Annotated in this window: 15 protein-coding genes; 2 read left to right on the forward strand and 13 right to left on the reverse strand. The window is 55.0% G+C overall.

Features of this window, described 5'->3' with window-relative positions:
- Positions 1 to 24 precede the first annotated feature (24 nt).
- Both gltX and gltA read left to right on the forward strand, forming a co-directional pair.
- The gene (gene gltX, locus DSD30_RS06540) at positions 25 to 1,446 is read left to right on the forward strand and encodes a glutamate--tRNA ligase (RefSeq protein WP_114008844.1); all 1,422 of its coding nucleotides are present in this window, start codon (positions 25 to 27) and stop codon (positions 1,444 to 1,446) included.
- A 429-nt stretch (positions 1,447 to 1,875) separates the two neighbouring features.
- Positions 1,876 to 3,165, forward strand: a complete 1,290-nt coding sequence (gene gltA / locus DSD30_RS06545) for a citrate synthase (protein WP_114008845.1) — start codon at positions 1,876 to 1,878, stop codon at positions 3,163 to 3,165.
- Between the two features lie 123 nt (positions 3,166 to 3,288).
- On the opposite strand, the gene lpxB is transcribed toward gltA, so the two are convergent.
- The 13 genes from lpxB to pyrH form a co-directional block, all read right to left on the reverse strand.
- On the reverse strand, positions 3,289 to 4,443 hold the full coding sequence (lpxB, locus tag DSD30_RS06550; protein WP_342635038.1) for a lipid-A-disaccharide synthase: 1,155 nt from the start codon (positions 4,441 to 4,443) through the stop codon (positions 3,289 to 3,291).
- Positions 4,444 to 4,493: 50 nt separating this feature from the next.
- On the reverse strand, positions 4,494 to 5,363 hold the full coding sequence (locus tag DSD30_RS06555; protein ID WP_114008847.1) for an LpxI family protein: 870 nt from the start codon (positions 5,361 to 5,363) through the stop codon (positions 4,494 to 4,496).
- Between the two features lie 2 nt (positions 5,364 to 5,365).
- On the reverse strand, positions 5,366 to 6,163 hold the full coding sequence (gene lpxA / locus DSD30_RS06560; protein WP_114008849.1) for an acyl-ACP--UDP-N-acetylglucosamine O-acyltransferase: 798 nt from the start codon (positions 6,161 to 6,163) through the stop codon (positions 5,366 to 5,368).
- Entirely contained in the window at positions 6,163 to 6,630 is a 468-nt protein-coding gene (fabZ, locus tag DSD30_RS06565) for a 3-hydroxyacyl-ACP dehydratase FabZ (protein ID WP_114008850.1), read from the reverse strand. Before fabZ ends, lpxA begins: the two co-directional genes overlap by 1 nt.
- A gap of 132 nt (positions 6,631 to 6,762) precedes the next feature.
- Entirely contained in the window at positions 6,763 to 7,803 is a 1,041-nt protein-coding gene (gene lpxD / locus DSD30_RS06570) for a UDP-3-O-(3-hydroxymyristoyl)glucosamine N-acyltransferase (protein ID WP_114008851.1), read from the reverse strand.
- 65 nt (positions 7,804 to 7,868) lie between these two features.
- Positions 7,869 to 10,178: an outer membrane protein assembly factor BamA gene (gene bamA / locus DSD30_RS06575; RefSeq protein WP_114008853.1), complete on the reverse strand. Its 2,310-nt coding sequence runs from the start codon at positions 10,176 to 10,178 to the stop codon at positions 7,869 to 7,871.
- A 227-nt stretch (positions 10,179 to 10,405) separates the two neighbouring features.
- Positions 10,406 to 11,551, reverse strand: coding sequence for an RIP metalloprotease RseP (gene rseP / locus DSD30_RS06580; RefSeq protein ID WP_114008855.1), 1,146 nt, complete (start codon positions 11,549 to 11,551; stop codon positions 10,406 to 10,408).
- A gap of 126 nt (positions 11,552 to 11,677) precedes the next feature.
- Positions 11,678 to 12,598 (reverse strand): alpha/beta hydrolase fold domain-containing protein, encoded by a 921-nt coding sequence (locus tag DSD30_RS06585; RefSeq protein WP_114008856.1) that lies wholly within the window; start codon positions 12,596 to 12,598, stop codon positions 11,678 to 11,680.
- 54 nt (positions 12,599 to 12,652) lie between these two features.
- Positions 12,653 to 13,888 (reverse strand): 1-deoxy-D-xylulose-5-phosphate reductoisomerase, encoded by a 1,236-nt coding sequence (locus DSD30_RS06590; protein ID WP_114009639.1) that lies wholly within the window; start codon positions 13,886 to 13,888, stop codon positions 12,653 to 12,655.
- Between the two features lie 47 nt (positions 13,889 to 13,935).
- Positions 13,936 to 14,724 (reverse strand): phosphatidate cytidylyltransferase, encoded by a 789-nt coding sequence (locus tag DSD30_RS06595; protein ID WP_114008858.1) that lies wholly within the window; start codon positions 14,722 to 14,724, stop codon positions 13,936 to 13,938.
- Between the two features lie 150 nt (positions 14,725 to 14,874).
- Positions 14,875 to 15,666 carry an isoprenyl transferase gene (locus tag DSD30_RS06600; RefSeq protein WP_114008859.1) on the reverse strand — a complete coding sequence of 264 codons (792 nt, stop codon included), beginning with the start codon at positions 15,664 to 15,666 and terminating at the stop codon, positions 14,875 to 14,877.
- Positions 15,667 to 15,909: 243 nt separating this feature from the next.
- Entirely contained in the window at positions 15,910 to 16,470 is a 561-nt protein-coding gene (gene frr / locus DSD30_RS06605; RefSeq protein WP_114008861.1) for a ribosome recycling factor, read from the reverse strand.
- 148 nt (positions 16,471 to 16,618) lie between these two features.
- Positions 16,619 to 17,335 (reverse strand): UMP kinase, encoded by a 717-nt coding sequence (pyrH, locus tag DSD30_RS06610; RefSeq protein ID WP_114008862.1) that lies wholly within the window; start codon positions 17,333 to 17,335, stop codon positions 16,619 to 16,621.
- Positions 17,336 to 17,468 lie beyond the last annotated feature (133 nt).

Below are 17,468 nucleotides of genomic sequence, written 5' to 3' on the forward strand. Positions count from 1 at the left end.
GAATGACAGGTTATTGATAGCATTATGTGTTCTGAGGTTGTAACGCGCTTCGCACCATCGCCCACCGGGTATCTGCATATCGGCGGCGCCCGCACCGCTTTGTTCAACTGGCTGTTTGCCAAGGCCAACGGCGGCAAGATGCTGCTGCGCATTGAAGACACCGACCGTGAACGGTCCACTGACGCTGCCATTGACGCGATCATTGCCGGCATGGACTGGATGGGCCTGTCGCCCGAAGGCGAGCCGATCTCGCAGTATTCCCGTGTTGAGCGTCACCGCGAAATCGTTGAGCAGCTGCTGGCAGAGGGCAAGGCCTATCGCTGCTATTGCTCGCCTGATGAGCTGACCGAGATGCGGGAAAAGGCGCGCGCCGAAAAACGCCCACCGCGCTATGATGGCACCTGGCGCGACCGCGACCCGTCCGAAGCCCCCGAAGGGATCAAGCCAGCCATTCGCATCAAGGCACCGCTCGAAGGCGAAACCGTCATTGAAGACAAAGTGCAAGGCACCGTTCGTTTCCCCAATAAAGACCTTGATGACATGATCATCATGCGTTCAGACGGCAATCCGACCTACAATCTGGCCGTCGTTGTCGACGATCATGATATGGGCATCACCCACATCATCCGTGGCGATGATCACCTGACCAACGCCGCCCGCCAGACACTCGTCTATCAGGCGCTTGGCTGGGACACGCCAATCATGGCGCATATTCCGCTGATCCATGGCCCCGACGGTGCCAAACTTTCCAAACGTCACGGCGCTCTGGGTGTTGAAGCCTATCGCGACATGGGCTACCTGCCTGAAGGCATGCGCAACTATCTTGTGCGCCTTGGCTGGGCTCATGGTGACGATGAAGTCATGACCACCGAACAAATGATCGAATGGTTCGGCTTTGACGGCATGAACAAGGCGGCAGCCCGGTTCGACTTTAAAAAGCTGGAAAATCTCAACGGCATCCATATGCGCAATGCCGATGATGCCGCCCTTTACGATCAGTTGATTGGCTTGTTGCCGCATCTCGAAGACGGTCAGGCCATGCTCGACCTGATTGATGAGGCCAAGAAGAGCCAGATCATGATGGCCATGCCAAGTGTCAAGGAGCGGGCCAAAACTCTGCTTGATCTGAAAGCGGGTCTCGCTTTCCTGTTCGACACGCGTCCGCTGGCAATGGAAGAGAAAGCCGCCAAGCTGTTGACCGATGAGGCCAAGGCGATGTTGGGCGATCTGCTGCCACAACTCGATGGCCTTGAAGAATGGAGCCTTGAAAGCACCGACGCCGTTGTTCGCGCCTTTGCGGAAGCCAAAGAGCTCAAACTTGGCAAAGTTGCTCAGCCCTTGCGGGCAGCTCTGACTGGCCGGTCCACCTCGCCGGGTATTTTTGATGTGCTGGTTGTGCTGGGCAAGGAAGAGTCTGTGGCCCGCCTGAAGGACCAGACTGCCTGACATCACGAACAATTGTGCACCACTATTTGCAGGGCCGGGCTTCATGCCGCGGCCCTGCTTTCATATATAGGAAGCACAAATGATAATGTTTCAGGCAAAAGCCCTCCAAAAGTTGATTCCCGGAGCCAAGTGCCCGTCCCATTTCAGATTTTGGAAACGGGAAAAAAACTTTACCAACTCACATTCTCTATCAGAATGTAACAATGCCTTACAAAATAGAGATCATACTATGGTAGAATAAACTACTGAAATTTATGAATTTTTCCCAATTCTCCGCAATAACACGCATGGAACAGACCTTGCAGATCAGGGAAAAATCATATACCGAAAGCACAGTTCCTTTGTTGCCTCGGAGGGTCAGCTGCGCCCAGACGCACCCTTTCATTCCGATTGCAACAGAAATTGTTTTCTAAATTTGGGAGTAGCCGAATGAGTGACAACAAAGCAACATTGAACGTTGGCGATAAGAGCTGGGAATTCCCAATCCATAGCGGGACCATTGGCCCGGATGTAATCGACGTTTCCAAGCTCTATGCCCAAACTGGCATGTTCACCTATGATCCAGGCTTCACATCGACAGCCTCTTGTGAATCCGAGATCACCTATATTGATGGCGACAAAGGCATCCTGCTGTATCGTGGCTATCCAATTGAACAGCTTGCTGAACAGGGAGACTTCTTGGAGACCTGCTTCCTGCTGCTGTATGGCCACCTGCCAACGGCGGCTGAAAAGCTCGACTTTGACACCCGTGTGACCCGTCACACCATGGTGCACGAGCAGATGAGCAAATTCTACACCGGTTTCCGCCGTGACTCGCACCCGATGGCCATTCTCGTTGGCGTGATTGGCGCTCTGTCGGCCTTCTATCACGACTCCACCGACATCACCGATCCGCATCACCGCATGGTTGCCTCCCTGCGCATGATTGCCAAGGTGCCGACCCTTGCTGCCATGGCTTACAAATACACCATTGGTCAGCCATTCGTATATCCGCGCAACGATCTGGACTATGCAGCCAACTTCCTGCATATGTGCTTCTCCGTGCCAGCCGAGCAATATAACGTGAATCCGGTTCTGGCCCGCGCCATGGACCGCATCTTCACGCTGCATGCAGACCACGAGCAGAATGCCTCCACCTCCACCGTTCGCTTGGCCGGTTCTTCCGGTGCCAACCCGTTCGGTTGTATCGCTGCCGGCATCGCCTGTCTCTGGGGTCCTGCCCATGGTGGCGCCAACGAAGCAGCACTGAACATGCTGCACGAAATCGGCACCCCTGATCGCGTGGACGAGTTTGTCCGTCGCGCCAAGGACAAGGACGATCCGTTCCGCCTGATGGGCTTTGGTCACCGCGTTTACAAAAACTACGACCCACGCGCCCGCATCATGCAGAGCACCTGTCACGAAGTGCTCAATGAACTTGGCATCAAGGACGATCCGACCCTCGAAGTCGCGATGGCTCTGGAAAAAATCGCTCTCAATGATGAATATTTCATCGAGAAGAAACTCTATCCAAACATCGACTTCTATTCCGGCATCACCCTGCGCGCCCTTGGCTTCCCAGCAGAGATGTTCACCGTGCTGTTCGCTCTGGCCCGTACCGTTGGCTGGATTGCACAGTGGAAAGAAATGGTCGAAGATCCATCCCAGCGCATCGGTCGCCCACGTCAGCTCTTCTCTGGCGCAACGGCACGCGACTACGAGGCCATCGACAAGCGCTAAGAGCGCTTATGCATCAAACGGAAAAGGCTCCCATTCGGGAGCCTTTTTTGTATCCACTGCCATGCAACAGGACGGACCTGTTTGGCAAACAAGTGGTTGAAAAGCCGGATGCAAACCGTTGATCTATTTGGCAAGATGGTCCAGCACAATCCGCGCCACCTGTCCGCTCGGCGTGCCTTCGGGCAATTGCATACGCTCATCCAGCAGCTGCAAGGCGGCCATTTGAGCTGCCCGTTCTTGGCTGTCGGACAACAGCGGGAGCAGATGCGCTGCCAGCGTGTCCGCATTGGCATCCTCATCCAGAAATTCCGGAATCGCATTGTGGCCAAGCACCAGATTGGTCAGCACGAAGGAATGGGCCTTGAACAGAAATTTGAGTTTCCCCATCAGCCAATCGACTTTATAGGCCACAACCATCGGAATGCCTGCGAGCCCCAGTTCCAGCGTCACGGTGCCAGAGGCGGCCAAAGCTGCATGCGCCTGACGGAAGGCCGCGAACTTCGCCGCTTCTCCCTCCACGATCTCTGGCGTAACGGTCCAGTCTTGCAACCCCTCGTCAATCAGACTGCGCAAATGACTGACCGCAGGCAAGATCACCCGTAGATTGGGATGCTGCGCCTTGGCTTGTGCCACCACAGCCCCGAATTCAACCATCAGGCGGCTCACCTCACTGCGCCTTGATCCCGGCAGCACCAGCAACACCGGCGCGTCCAGCGGCCCTCTCTCGCCCTCAGACGGCCGCAACACATCCAGCCGTTCAATCAGAGGATGACCAACATAGGAACAGGCAGGTCCACCAAGATCCTTATGGGCTTGCACTTCGAACGGCAGCAGAGCCAGCACATGGTCGACATAACGGGCCATTTTTTTGGCGCGTCCCGGGCGCCAGGCCCAGACACTGGGAGATACATAATTGACAATTGGCAAATCCGGACGCTGTTTGCGCACGCGTTTTGCAACGGCATGGGTAAATTCCGGACTGTCAATGATCAACAAAAGGTCCGGCTTGGTTGCCAGAATATCGGCAACCACCTCCATGCCACGTCGGTGCAATGCAGGATATTGCTTGATGATGTTGACCAGACCCATGACCGCAATGTCTTGCAGCGGAAACAGGCTTTTGAGCCCTTCGGCCTGCATGCGTTCACCAGCCAGCCCGGCAAAGGCAATCTGCCCCCCAGTGGCTGACTTGAGCGCCAAGACCGCACGCGCCCCAAGCTGGTCGCCGGACTCTTCACCGATCACGATATAGATGAGTGGTCTATTTTGCTCTGCCACGGCTTCCTCCTTCATCACCTGTTTGATGGTTACGAAAGACAATCAACCAATCACAGGCAAATGTCATCCAACCGACGAGATTGCAGGATCAGCCCCGAAGCAACGGCTTTCTGCACAGTTTCCTGACGATTGGCACACAAGACCTGACCGGCGGCGCAAATGATCCCCGCCAGACCGGCCCGCTTCACATTCTCAACCGTGCGCGGGCCAATTGTGGGCATATCGAACCGCAGATCCTGCCCCGGTCGTGCCCGCTTCAACAACAGGCCTTCCTTGCCGAAATTCCAGCGAGCCCGCTTCTGCTCACGGATCTGAAACACCCGTTCCAGCATCTGGTCGGTGCCCTCAGGCCCTTCCAACGCGAGGATACGTCCGCCAGCCACGACCACTCCCTGCCCGGCATCAAGCGCACCGGTCAAAATAGCGGCCTCTGATGCCAGCTCGATATCGACTTCCATTTCATAGGATTTGACGGCCCCAACGCATAAGTCGTCGCCCACCACCAGAGACGGCGCAACATCGGGCACAGCCATCAGACGCAAACCGCGGCGTTCAACGAAATTGGCGACCCCCGCCAACACACCCTCATCACCGCCACCAGCCATGATCTTGAGTATCTCAGGCAGCGCCTTCACGGCACCAAAATCGAGACGCACGGACTTGAAATCCGGGCGCGAGGTAATTGAACCGATAAACAGCACATCACGGATCTGCATTTGCTCAAGCAGTTTGAACAAGCGCCCGATCTCACCCCATTTGAGCCATGTATGGGGATGGCCGGAAATCCGGTCATCCGCCTCACCCACCAAACCAAACAGGAAATAGTCACGGCCCGAATTTTTCAGGGCCGCGGCCACCTCGAGCGGAAGATCATGACCGCCGGCAATGATGCCCACCGGCCCATCACCAGGCATTGTCATGGCTAGTCTTTTTGGTTGCGTGGCGTGCAAAGCGCCTTCTTGGTATCTGCGCGAATGAAGTCGATGATTTTCATCACATTTTCATCCTCGGCGAACATGTTAGCCACATCATCGACCCGCTCGCTGAGTGTGCCTTCATCGGCGAATAGCAAGCGATAGGCGTGACGCAGATTGTGGATCTGCTCACGGCTGAACCCGCGACGCTTCAACCCAACAATGTTCAACCCGCCCAAATGGGCCCGGTTGCCAATGGCCGAACCAAATGGAATGAGATCATTCTCAAGCCCGGACATGCCGCCAACGAAGGAATGTTCACCCACACGCGCAAACTGGATCACTGCAGACATGCCCGCGACAATCGCATGGTCACCAACCTGTACATGGCCAGCCAATGTTGCATGATTGACCAGAATGACATGATCACCAACAACGCAGTCATGGGCGATATGCGCGCCGACCATCAGATGGCAGAAATCACCCACACGGGTCATGCCACCGCCACCCTGGGTGCCCGGATTGATGGTCACATATTCACGAATATTGACATTGTCACCAATGACACATCCAACATCTTCCCCTTCAAACTTCAGGTCCTGCGGCTTCAGGCCCACAGCAGCGAAAGGAAAGATCTCCACATTCTTGCCAATTGTCGTGTTGCCATCGACAACGACATGAGAATGCAGCTTGCCCCCTGACCCGATCGTTACATCTGCGCCAATAACGCAATATGGGCCAATTTCGATATCATCGGCGAGCGTCGCACCCTCGGCAATGATGGCAGTTGGATGTATTGTTGCCATTAGTTATCTTCATTTCCTACGAGCATGGCGCTCACTTCGGCTTCGCAAACCTTGACGCCATCAACCTGGGCTTCGCACGCGAATTTCCAGATGGTGGCCCGATTGCGGATCTTTTTGACGTGAATATGCACCACATCACCGGGCACGACCGGCTTGCGGAACTTGCATTTGTCGATCGTCATGAAATAGACGACGCTTGGCGGGCCCATTTCCTTGCGATTGTTGACGCATAGGGCACCAGCCGTCTGGGCCATCGCCTCAATCAGCAACACGCCTGGCATGACCGGCTGATTGGGAAAATGGCCTTTGAAATGTGGCTCGTTGATGGTGACATTCTTGATGCCGACACAGCTATCATCGCCGTCCATATCGATGATCTTGTCAATCATCAGGAAGGGATATCTGTGTGGCAGAAGTTCCATGACGCGCATGATATCTGCGCTATCAAGGGTCTTTTTTTCAGTCATGTTATCTTCCCTTCAGCACCCACATCCCGTCCAGATGGCCTGGCCCCTTACCAAGCAGTGCCGATTTTCAGTCTTATACAACAAAGATCAACCATGCCACCAATTTGGCGACCAACAAGCGATCCGAAGCGATCAGTTGCCCTTTTCAGCGAGCTTTTTCAAGGCCGCCATTTCGCGGAACCATTGCTTGACCGGTTTGGCCGGAACACCACCAAAGCGGCCCCCCGCAGGTACATCTTCGCGCACCACACTGACCGCGGCGATCTGGGCGCCCATGCCAATTGTGATATGACCGGCAACACCGGACTGACCGCCGATCGCAACGAAATCTTCCAGTCGTGTAGACCCGGAGATCCCCACTTGTGACACAAGAACACAATGCCTGCCAACTTCTACATTGTGGCCAATCTGCACCTGATTGTCGATCTTGGTGCCTTCACCGATGATCGTATCCCGATTGGCTCCACGGTCGATGGTGCTGTTGGCGCCGATTTCGACGTGATCCTGAATGATCACACGACCGACCTGAGGCACTTTCTTGTGGCCCATCGGGCTCATGGAAAAACCAAACCCATCCTGACCACAGCAGACACCGGGATGAAGGATCACATGATCCCCGACCAGAGAATGCTGAATCACGGCATTGGCGCCGATATGACAGTTCCGACCAATGCGCACGCCCTGCCCGATCACCGCATTGGCACCAAGCGTCGTACCGCTTCCAATCTCGGCACCTGCCCCCACATTGGCACCCGGCTCAATGCAAACACCCTTTTCAACCTTGGCTGTCGGATGAATATGCGCCGCCTGAGATATGCCTCCATCGCTCTCAAAATAGGGCAGAGGCTTTATCGCCTCCGGATAGAAGGCCGTAGAGACAATGGAAAAGGCGTCATATGGATTGCCGACAACCAGCGCGACAACCCCTTCGGGCACTTTTGGTGCATAGCGCTTGCTGCACAAGACGGCCGTTGCCTGGGTTGTTTCCAGTAAAGGCAGATATTTCGGATTGTCGAGAAAAGAGATCTGCCCGCCAAGCGCCGTTTCAATCGGTGCAACCGCATGAATAGCCTCAGACGCATCAACGCCTTCAGGCAACTGAGCAGACACAAGTTCGGCGATCTCGCCAAGCTTCAGGCTCTCTACTTTATTGAAAAAGGTTGGTTCAGTCATGATTGCCTTCATAAAAAAAGCCGCCGCCCGAATGAGCAGCGGCTTTTTAATCTATTGTCCATGCATCAGAAATTGGATGCAGCGCCGAAGCGGATGGACTGGGTGTCATCATAGCTTTCTTTCGAAAGCGCATAGGCATAGTCAAGACGCAACATGCCAAACGGGCTCGCCCAGATCAGACCGGCACCAATAGAGGACCGGATGCCGCCATTGTCATTGTAGGTGCCGCTTGCAGCATCACTACCAAACAGTGTGCCAGCGTCAGCAAAAACCGAACCGCTGATACCAACAGTTTCTAGGCCACGGATCGGGAACTGGAGTTCAGCCGTTGCGTTGATATAGGTCTTGCCACCAATCGCATCACCGGATGTTTTATCCCGTGGGCCATAACCGTTAGGCGCAAAGCCGCGGATGGTTTCGCCACCCTGGTTAAAGGCATCAAGCAAACGCACATCGTCGTTGCCGTAACCTTCAATGTGACCGGCACCGACACGAACCATGCCGACGAGTCCCCAAGCAGGATACAATTCGCGATAATAGCGCGCATCAATGGTCGAGCGAACGAACTTCACGTCACCGCCAATACCGGCAAATTCCTGATTGAAGCGTGCAAACACACCTTCATTCGGCTTCTGCATATTGTCGAGCGTGTTGTAGATCAGACGATACCCAACAGCAGACTTGATGGTCGCTCCTTCAGCCTGTGACTGCAGAATGGCAAGCGAAGTACCGGTATAATCGGACAGCTTCTTTCTCTCATACGTATAGTATGGGTTGAAAGTCAGATCACTGGTGATCGGCAGGCCAAACCGAATGGTTCCGCCGGTCCGCTCATAGTCATATTCGCGGGTCGCATTGTCTTCATAAGATTCCCGGAAGACATCGAAACCGGCAGCCATGCGGCGACCAAGGAAATATGGCTCCGTGAAGGAGAAGGAGTAATTCCGTTTACTGGTACCGAAACCTGTGGCTGCACGCAAAAACTGCCCGCGACCCATGAAGTTTTTCTCGGTGATCGAGATATCCGCGATCAACCCGTCCGTAGTAGAATAACCACCACCAATAGCAACGGCGCCCGTACCCTTCTCGACAACCTCGACATTCAGCACCACGCGATCAGACGAGCTGCCCGGGGCGGTACCGATTTCGACCTTTTCGAAGAAACCAAGTGCATTCAGGCGGCGTTTCGCACGATCCAGCAGAACACGGTTGAAGGCATCACCCTCAGCCATGTCAAACTCGCGTCGAATGACATAATCACGCGTCCGGGTGTTGCCACGAATATTGATGCGCTCGATGTAAGCACGCGCGCCTTCATCAACCTGATAAACCAGATTGATGGTTTTGTTCTCATAGTCGCGGTCGGCACGAGGGCTTACCCGTGCAAAAGCGTAACCAGACTTGGAAATCTCGATGGTCATGTCTTCGAGCGTATCGGAGACAGCATCCTGACGATACACATCACCAGTTTCAGTCTTCAGCTGGGAGCGCAAGGCTTCGGCATCGACATCTGGCACAGCGCTATCGATTTCGACTTCGCCAATTTTATACTGCTCACCTTCATCAACCGTAATCGAAACGAAAAAGACATTCCGTTCACGATCAAGGTCGGCAATGGAAGAAACAACACGGAAATCAGCGTAACCATGATTGAGATAGAAATTGCGCAGAAGTTCTTCGTCAGCCGCCAGACGCTCAGCGTCATAGACATCATTCTTGGTGAACCAGCTCAACCAGCCGGTTTCCTTGGTTTTGATCACCCGTTGCAGACGGCTATCGCTGAATGCCTTGTTGCCAAGAATACTGACGCGGGACACGGCAGTCTTGTCGCCTTCATCAATTTCGAACACCAGATCTGAGCGATTGCGTCCCAGATCGATGACCTTTGGCTCAACCTTCGCGCCAAACCGACCGGACCGGCGATAGGCTTCGAGAATACGCTGCGCATCGGTGCGAATTTTGGTTTCGCTCAGAATGCCGCGGCTTTTCGAGGTAACGATCTGTTCGAGATTCTTGTCTTCGATGCGCTTGTTGCCTTCAAAGGCAATGCGGTTGATCACCGCATTCTCGACAACGTCAACAATGAGGCTCGAACCACTACGGCGAATTTTGACATCCTGGAACAGGCCGGTCTGGTACAGCGCCTTCAGCGACTCATCCACCGCAAAAGCGGTGGCTCGCTGACCTGGCTTGACCTGAATGTAGGACCGGATCGTATCGTCGGAAACGCGGGCATTACCGCGAACGTCAACACGGGAAACAGTCTGCGCAAATGCAGGGCTAATACTAAAAAGATCGACGGGACCAAGCGGAACGCCCACACTCATTACTGTTGCTAGAGCCGCTCCCCAAGCGATGGTCTTTAATTTTTTCATCAGCCCAAACACTCTTATATCTGCTTCATCAATTCGTTTTGGACACAAATGTGCCCACGAAATGGAATCTTTATGTTCATTAGGGTTTTACCCTGAATCTCACAAGGATCAACCCCCCAAGTTGCCCAATTGGGCTTATGACCACAGTCCGTTGCCGTTAAGCCACATCTTTCTTGTTGAATCCGCACAAACTTTCCATATGCGCAGACCCAACCAAAAAGAATCCCTTAGCGCAAAAATATCTGCGTTATGTCATTGAAAGTTGCAAAAAACATCAATGACAACACCATTGCCAATCCAATCTTGAAGCCAAACTCCTGACTCTTGGCAGACAGCGGTTTACCGCGGACAGCTTCAATTGCGTAAAAGGCCAAATGTCCGCCATCAAGCATCGGAACCGGGAACAAATTGATAAGCCCGATGCTGACTGACAGCATACCGGCCAGATTGACCAGCGCCACAAGACCCAAAGTCGCCACCTGCCCGGACACCTGAGCCACGCGGATCGGACCACCCAATTGATCAGCATCTTCCTTGCCAACAAAGATGCGTCCGATATAACCCAGCGTGCGCTCGATGATGAAATAGGTTTCTTCCACCCCACCCCACAAAGCTTCTCCCGGACCATATTTTTTCAGCTTCACGTCTTCTGGGCGAGACTGGTGACGAATCCCCAGCACGCCGATTTTTTGCTTATTGCCAAACTGATCGGTCACCTCGGTCCGCCGTGGTGTCGTCATCAGGGTAATCAGCTCACCATCGCGATCGACAACGATCTTCAGGGTATCTTCTGAGCTCAAAGCCACAACCCGCTGAACATCAACGAAGGCCTCGATCTCGGTTCCGTCAATGGACACCATGATGTCACCGGGCTTGAAACCGGCTTCCTCAGCGGCACTTTGCTCCACCACACTATCGACACGCGGCACCATCAGCGGCTTGCCATAGGCAAACAGAAGGGTCGCAAAAATGACGATTGAAAGAAGGAAGTTGGCGAAGGGACCAGCCGCGACGATTGCCGCTCGTGCCCAGAGGGGCTGAGCATGCAGCGATCCATCTCGCGAATCTTTGCCCATAGCATCAAGCGCTTCCTGATCGGGAACACTTGCGGCATTTTCATCGCCTTCGAATTTCACATAACCGCCCAAGGGGATAAGGCTGAATTTCCAACGTGTTCCATGCTTGTCATAAAAGCCGAACAACTCGCGCCCAAACCCGATCGAGAAGGCCTTGATCGTGACACCGCACCAGCGTCCGACCATGAAGTGACCCAACTCGTGGAAGAAGACAACGATTGTTAGAACAAACAAGGCGGGAATTGCGTAGCCCAGCAGGCCGGAACCGGCTGAAAACACGCTCTGAAGAAATTCCATTCATATCTCCAATATCTCTGAGGCGAGACAATAATCCTCAGACTCTAAAGAAGGCTTAAATAGGGTGAAATTGCGCAGAGATCAACAGACGAGCCTTACGACTTCCGGCCTCAATTCACCACAACCTCAATCTTTGCCCTGAGGCGCCCCGAGAAGAGCAGAAAAGTCAATAAAATCAGCAGCCCGTTTCAGTGATTGATAACTCGCTTCAAAGTGAGCACTGAAATGGATGAAACCATGGATAACAGACGGCACCGGATCATAACAATGCGGCACCCCCGCTTCGACCATGCGCCCCGCAAGCCAACGCGTATCGTCAGCCAAACAATCGCACTCCGCCTCACACAAATAGGCTGGCGGCAGTCCGGCCATATCGGCCTTGCTCAATTCCCCATAACGTGGGTCAACAGGCCCTGAGAGATAATCATCCCACATTTGCTTCATGCCTGCGGTTGCGAGCCCATTGCTACCATCACCATAAGCCAGATGGGAGGATGTATCGAAGGCGTAACGATAACAGCCATACCAAAGAAGCAAAGCGGAAATCGGCCAATCCTTGCCTTCGTCTCGCGCCCTCAGCGCAAGAGCAAGTGCCAGATTGGCACCCGCACTGTCCCCAGCCAGCACCAACTTGGCAGAGGTCGCATCCGCAATCGCAGCAAGTTGCGCGAACAATGCATCCATTGCCGCTGGATAAGGGGCTTCAGGGGCCAGAGGATAGGTCAATCCATAAACCGTTCGACGGCTCAGCGCCGCGAGATCGGTCAGGATGCTGCCATGAGTCACCAGATCGCATTTGCACCAGCCGCCCCCATGAATATAAACAATGACCGCATCCGAACGAATATCTGACAGATTGGAACGATAGATCCGGCCAAAGGCGCCATCCTCAGTCGTCACCGCATCATGATGTCGCCCCAGCAGGTCTTGACGAATCTCGCTGGAACGCCGCCGCGTCTCCTCAAGGCTGACCGGTTGATCAGCCGGGGGACGAAAGGAAAATCGCGCATCGACTTCCATCAGCTTTTTATCCGGAGTTCCCACCATGGCGCACCTCTGCTTGTCAGCCTGAGTTGAAAAGGATCGCAGTTAGCCTGCATTTTATACCAAGTTTGCCCGCACTTCGTCAGCCACGCACCTTGCCGCAGCGTCCGTGGCCAGCACCGCATCCACCGATCCGACTGGCCCCACCTCACCCAGCTGAACAAAGCGGTCCATCACCGCCTCGACCATGCGAGCAATGCCCCCAAACGGCAATTGATGATCCAGAAAGGCAGCAACTGCGACTTCATTGGCCGCGTTCATGATGTTGGGCAAATTGCCGCCAACCCGGAGCGCCTCGAGCGCCAGCCCAAGACAAGGGAAACGCGCCATATCGGGCGCTTCAAACGTCAACTGGGCGATCTCGACAAGCGAAATCCGCCGCGTATTGGCAGGGGCCCGATCTGGCCAAGCCAGACAATGGGCGACAGGAATGCGCATATCGGCGGCCCCCAGATGGGCCAACATGGAGCCGTCACTATAGGTGACCAGACCATGAATGATCGATTGCGGATGGACGATAACTTTCAGTTTTTCGAGCGGCATATCATAGAGATGGTGCGCTTCGATCACTTCCAGCCCCTTGTTCATCAACGAGGCGGAATCGATCGTCACCTTCGCGCCCATCGACCAGTTGGGATGGTTCAGCGCCTGCTCGGGCGTTGCCTTCTCTATGTCGCCTTGCGCCCAGGTACGGAACGGCCCGCCGGACGCGGTGATCGTCACATCCTCGATTTCGTCGCGGTTGGCATCGTCGAAAATCTGGAAGATCGCACTATGTTCGGAATCAACCGGCAAGATGGGTTTGCCCAAACGCCGCGCCGCATCCATAACCAGATCGCCAGCACAGACAAGCGCCTCCTTGTTGGCCAGAGCCACCTGATTGCCCGCTTCGAGCGCCGCCATGGTCGGGCGGATTCCTGCCGCGCCGACAATCGCCCCGACAACCATATCCGCGGGCCAGGCAGCGGCTTCGGCCAACCCGGCCTCCCCGGCCCCGACAGCAATGCCCGTGCCAGACAATGCGTCTTTGAGCGCATCAAGGCACTGTTCATCTGCCACAGCCGCAAAGCCTGCCTTGGTCTCAATCGCAATCTGCGCCAGCTTTTCGACATTGCCGTTGGCGGTCACAGCACCGACGCGATACCGATCAGGGGAAGAAGAAATGATATCAAGCGAGGAGTCGCCAACCGATCCGGTCGCCCCCAACACTGAAATGACCTTCGGACCATGCTCCGTGGCCGAAGATCCAGCCGATTGAAGCGGATCAGCCCCAGAATCAGTCGCCTGATCCATCATTGATTCCTCCTACTTGTAATCATACACCCGTGGCAGAGTGCGCTTTACCAGACCAGAAAGCCGGTCGCCACAGAACCAATATCGGCAAAAATCAAACCGATCAGCGCGGCACAGACAACCGCCACCAGCAGTCCGTCCACCCGGTCCATCACGCCCCCATGACCGGGAATGAGATTGCTCGAATCCTTGACATTGAACAGCCGCTTCATGTGAGATTCTCCCAAATCCCCCACTTGTGAGACCACAGACAGACCTGCCAACAAAAGGGTCAGTTTGACGGTCGGGTCGATCTTGAGCAGAAACGCCACGAACAGCGCAAAAGCGGTGCCACCAACCAGCCCGCCAAGGGAGCCGGACCAGGTTTTTTTTGGCGAGACCCGCGGCCACAATTTCGGCCCGCCAAGGGACTTGCCGACAAAATAGGCCACCACATCCGTGCCCCAGACCACCGCAAACAAAATCAGAATGGCAGCAAAACCATGGGCACTATCGGCCCTCAGCGACAGAATCGAAAAACCGAATGCCGCCGCATAGATCACGCCCGAGGCGCACCACCGAGCGTAGGGATAGGAGCAGCGCGCAAACGCCAAAAACGCAGCACCAATCAGCGGAATGATCAAGGCCGCCTGCCAATAGCCAAACCAGAGACAAAGCAACGACGCCAAAATCGCCCCATAGCCGACATTGGCCGGCACACCGAAGGGCTGCTCACCAACAATGGTAACCCATTCCTTGTAGATCAGGAGGGTGACAACACCGAAAAAGAGCGCGAAGGCCAGTCCACCCCACCAGGTCACAGAGAAGGCGGCGACGGCCAGCACAACACCAGACATGGCACGCACTGCCAAATCCGACCAATTCGCTTTGGGTTTCGGTTTCGGCTGGCCCTCGAAAGGCGAATTTGTCTCTTTATTCAGCGCCTTGTCTCCCGTATTGAATGCGGCTGCATCACTGGTCCGCGTGTCTGCAAGGCACTGCGAGCCTCACGATCCGGTTGCCACCACCTGAGCATCATCCGTCAAATCGTCCACCGCCAGACCGCCAAAGCGGCGATTGCGGCGGCCATATTCTTCCAACGCCAGTTCAAGTTGACGACGGTCAAAATCAGGCCAGAAGCAATCCACGAAAATGAACTCGGAATAGGCAGCCTGCCAAAGCAGAAAATTGCTCAACCGTTGCTCACCGCTTGTCCGCAGGATCACATCTGGATCCGGGATTTCGGCAGAATAGAGCGAAGCGGAAATCATCCCCTCGTCGATGGCATCTGGTGCAAGCCGTCCCGCCTGCACCTCGCGTGCGAGCGCCTGAAACGTCTCGACCAATTCCTGCCGTGCGCCGTAATTAAACGCAATGACAAGGGTCAAACCTGTATTTTTGCAGGTCTTGCTTTCCGCCTCTTCCAGCAATGCAACGATATCCGGCGCCAGTCCATTCCGGCCGCCAATCACCGTGACCCGCACATTCTGCTTGTCGAGGGTCGACAGATCCTTGCGGATGAAAAGCTTCAGCAACCCCATCAGATCGCGCACTTCGCTTTCCGGGCGCGCCCAGTTTTCCGAGCTAAAGCTGAACAAAGTTAGATATTGAATGCCAAGGTCGGCCGCATTGGCGACGATCTCGCGCACGGCGACCACCCCTTGCCGATGCCCTTGCGTGCGCGACAAGTTGCGCGACTTGGCCCACCGTCCGTTGCCATCCATGATGACTGCCAAGTGTCTGGGAACGACCATGGTCCTTGTCTGCGGCGTTTCCGCGATGCCTGTATGGCCACCCATCGACACTCATTCCTCCAACTGGACCGCAGCCCAGCCGGGCCATGACAGTCTGTTGTTTCATTTGGCAGCGCAGCATACCGGTCGGCACAGCCACGCAACGGAAAAGCCCAAACAGGGTCCAAGGCTCCTTCACCGGAAGATAACCCACCGCACCTGCTCTGGGACCTCGAATTGATAAACGTGAGCGCCCCGAAAAGGGCGCTCACAATCGCTGCAATCCACCAGACGATCTCAGGTCGAATCCTAGACCTGCATGATCTCGGCTTCTTTGCCTTCGAGCATCGTATCGATGTCGGCGACATATTTGTTGGTCAGGTCCTGAATTTCGTCGGAATAGATACGCACTTCGTCTTCGCTCATGCCGTCTTTTTCGGCTTTCTTGCACATATCCATACCATCGCGGCGCACGTGACGCACGGCAACCTTGGCATTCTCGGAATAGGAATGGGCAATCTTGACCATTTCCTGACGGCGCTCTTCGTTGAGTTCGGGAATGGGCAAACGAAGGAGCTGACCGTCCGTTACCGGGTTGATACCCAGATTGGATTCACGGATGGCCTTCTCGACCGCATTCACCATGCTCTTGTCCCAAACCTGAATCGACAGCATCCGAGGCTCAGGAACAGAAACCGTACCAACCTGGTTGAGTGGCATGGTCTGTCCATAGGCTTCCACCACGATCGGCTCAAGAAGGTTGACGGAGGCACGCCCGGTCCGCAAACCGGAGAGTTCCGTTTTCAGCACAGACACAGCACCCTTCATGCGACGTTCGAGATCGTCAAGATCCAGTTCTTCGGCAGACATTGTAAAGCCTCTTTATCGTTTCACGTGTTTCTCATTCATACCCGCCAAACGGCGTTTGAACAGTCATGATAGCAGCGGTCTCTCGTCCCCTGCCAGCCACGCCTCCTCCGCGCCTGACGGCCACATACCCACAAAAGCGGGAGCCGTTCTAATCCGAAACCACCGTCGCCCGGCCCGCGCCTTTGAGAATCGCAAGCAGACCGTCGGGTTCATGGATCGAAAATACAATTATCGGGATATTCCCGTCCTGAGCAAGGGCAATTGCTGCCGCATCCATAACCTTAAGGCCCTGTTTGAGCACTTCGGCGTGGGTAATTGTCTCATAACGCTCCGCATCCGGGTTGGTTTTGGGGTCTGCCGAATAAATCCCGTCGACCTGTGTGCCCTTCAACAAGGCATCACAGCCCATTTCTGCGGCGCGCAAAGCAGCGCCAGAATCAGTGGTGAAGAAGGGATTGCCAGTGCCCCCGGCGAACAGGACGACCTTGCCTTCTGCCAGATACCGTTTGGCGCGACGCTGGGTAAAACTCTCGCAGATCTTCGGCATATCAACCGCAGACAAGACCACAGCAGGCACATCGGAAGCATTCAGTGCATTGGCCATGGCGAGCGCATTCATCACGGTTGCCAGCATGCCCATATGGTCTCCGACCACCCGATCGCCCCCTTCAGCGGCTACCGAAACACCACGGAAGATGTTGCCACCGCCGATCACGACGCAGATTTCCGCTCCCATCGCGCGCGCTCTTTTGATGTCACCAGCCACCCGGTCAACCACACTGGTATCAATCCCGAAAGCCTGATCACCCATCAGCGCCTCACCGGACACCTTGAGCAGGATGCGTTTATATTTCAAATCTGTCATTGTCTACGACCCCATCGTCACGCATCAGCCGAAACCGATCTTGCGTGCTTGCGCTCATCCTGTCCGGCGGCAAGCCTGACAGCCAGATATCCGACCACCAGCCCGGCAACGATCACCTACAGGCAAATTTGGT

This window comes from Cohaesibacter intestini, from assembly GCF_003324485.1.
Lineage (GTDB): Bacteria > Pseudomonadota > Alphaproteobacteria > Rhizobiales > Cohaesibacteraceae > Cohaesibacter > Cohaesibacter intestini.

Coding starts and splice junctions, on each gene's coding strand:
- fabZ (WP_114008850.1), bottom strand. CDS start 6,630: ATGACTGAAAAAAAGACCCTTGATAGCGCAGATATCATGCGCGTCATG.
- rseP (WP_114008855.1), bottom strand. CDS start 11,551: ATGGAATTTCTTCAGAGCGTGTTTTCAGCCGGTTCCGGCCTGCTGGGC.
- DSD30_RS06600 (WP_114008859.1), bottom strand. CDS start 15,666: ATGGGTGGCCATACAGGCATCGCGGAAACGCCGCAGACAAGGACCATG.
- DSD30_RS06555 (WP_114008847.1), bottom strand. CDS start 5,363: ATGACAATGCCTGGTGATGGGCCGGTGGGCATCATTGCCGGCGGTCAT.
- pyrH (WP_114008862.1), bottom strand. CDS start 17,335: ATGACAGATTTGAAATATAAACGCATCCTGCTCAAGGTGTCCGGTGAG.
- gltA (WP_114008845.1), top strand. CDS start 1,876: ATGAGTGACAACAAAGCAACATTGAACGTTGGCGATAAGAGCTGGGAA.
- frr (WP_114008861.1), bottom strand. CDS start 16,470: ATGTCTGCCGAAGAACTGGATCTTGACGATCTCGAACGTCGCATGAAG.
- lpxD (WP_114008851.1), bottom strand. CDS start 7,803: ATGACTGAACCAACCTTTTTCAATAAAGTAGAGAGCCTGAAGCTTGGC.
- gltX (WP_114008844.1), top strand. CDS start 25: ATGTGTTCTGAGGTTGTAACGCGCTTCGCACCATCGCCCACCGGGTAT.
- lpxA (WP_114008849.1), bottom strand. CDS start 6,163: ATGGCAACAATACATCCAACTGCCATCATTGCCGAGGGTGCGACGCTC.
- DSD30_RS06590 (WP_114009639.1), bottom strand. CDS start 13,888: ATGGATCAGGCGACTGATTCTGGGGCTGATCCGCTTCAATCGGCTGGA.
- DSD30_RS06585 (WP_114008856.1), bottom strand. CDS start 12,598: ATGGTGGGAACTCCGGATAAAAAGCTGATGGAAGTCGATGCGCGATTT.
- bamA (WP_114008853.1), bottom strand. CDS start 10,178: ATGAAAAAATTAAAGACCATCGCTTGGGGAGCGGCTCTAGCAACAGTA.
- DSD30_RS06595 (WP_114008858.1), bottom strand. CDS start 14,724: ATGTCTGGTGTTGTGCTGGCCGTCGCCGCCTTCTCTGTGACCTGGTGG.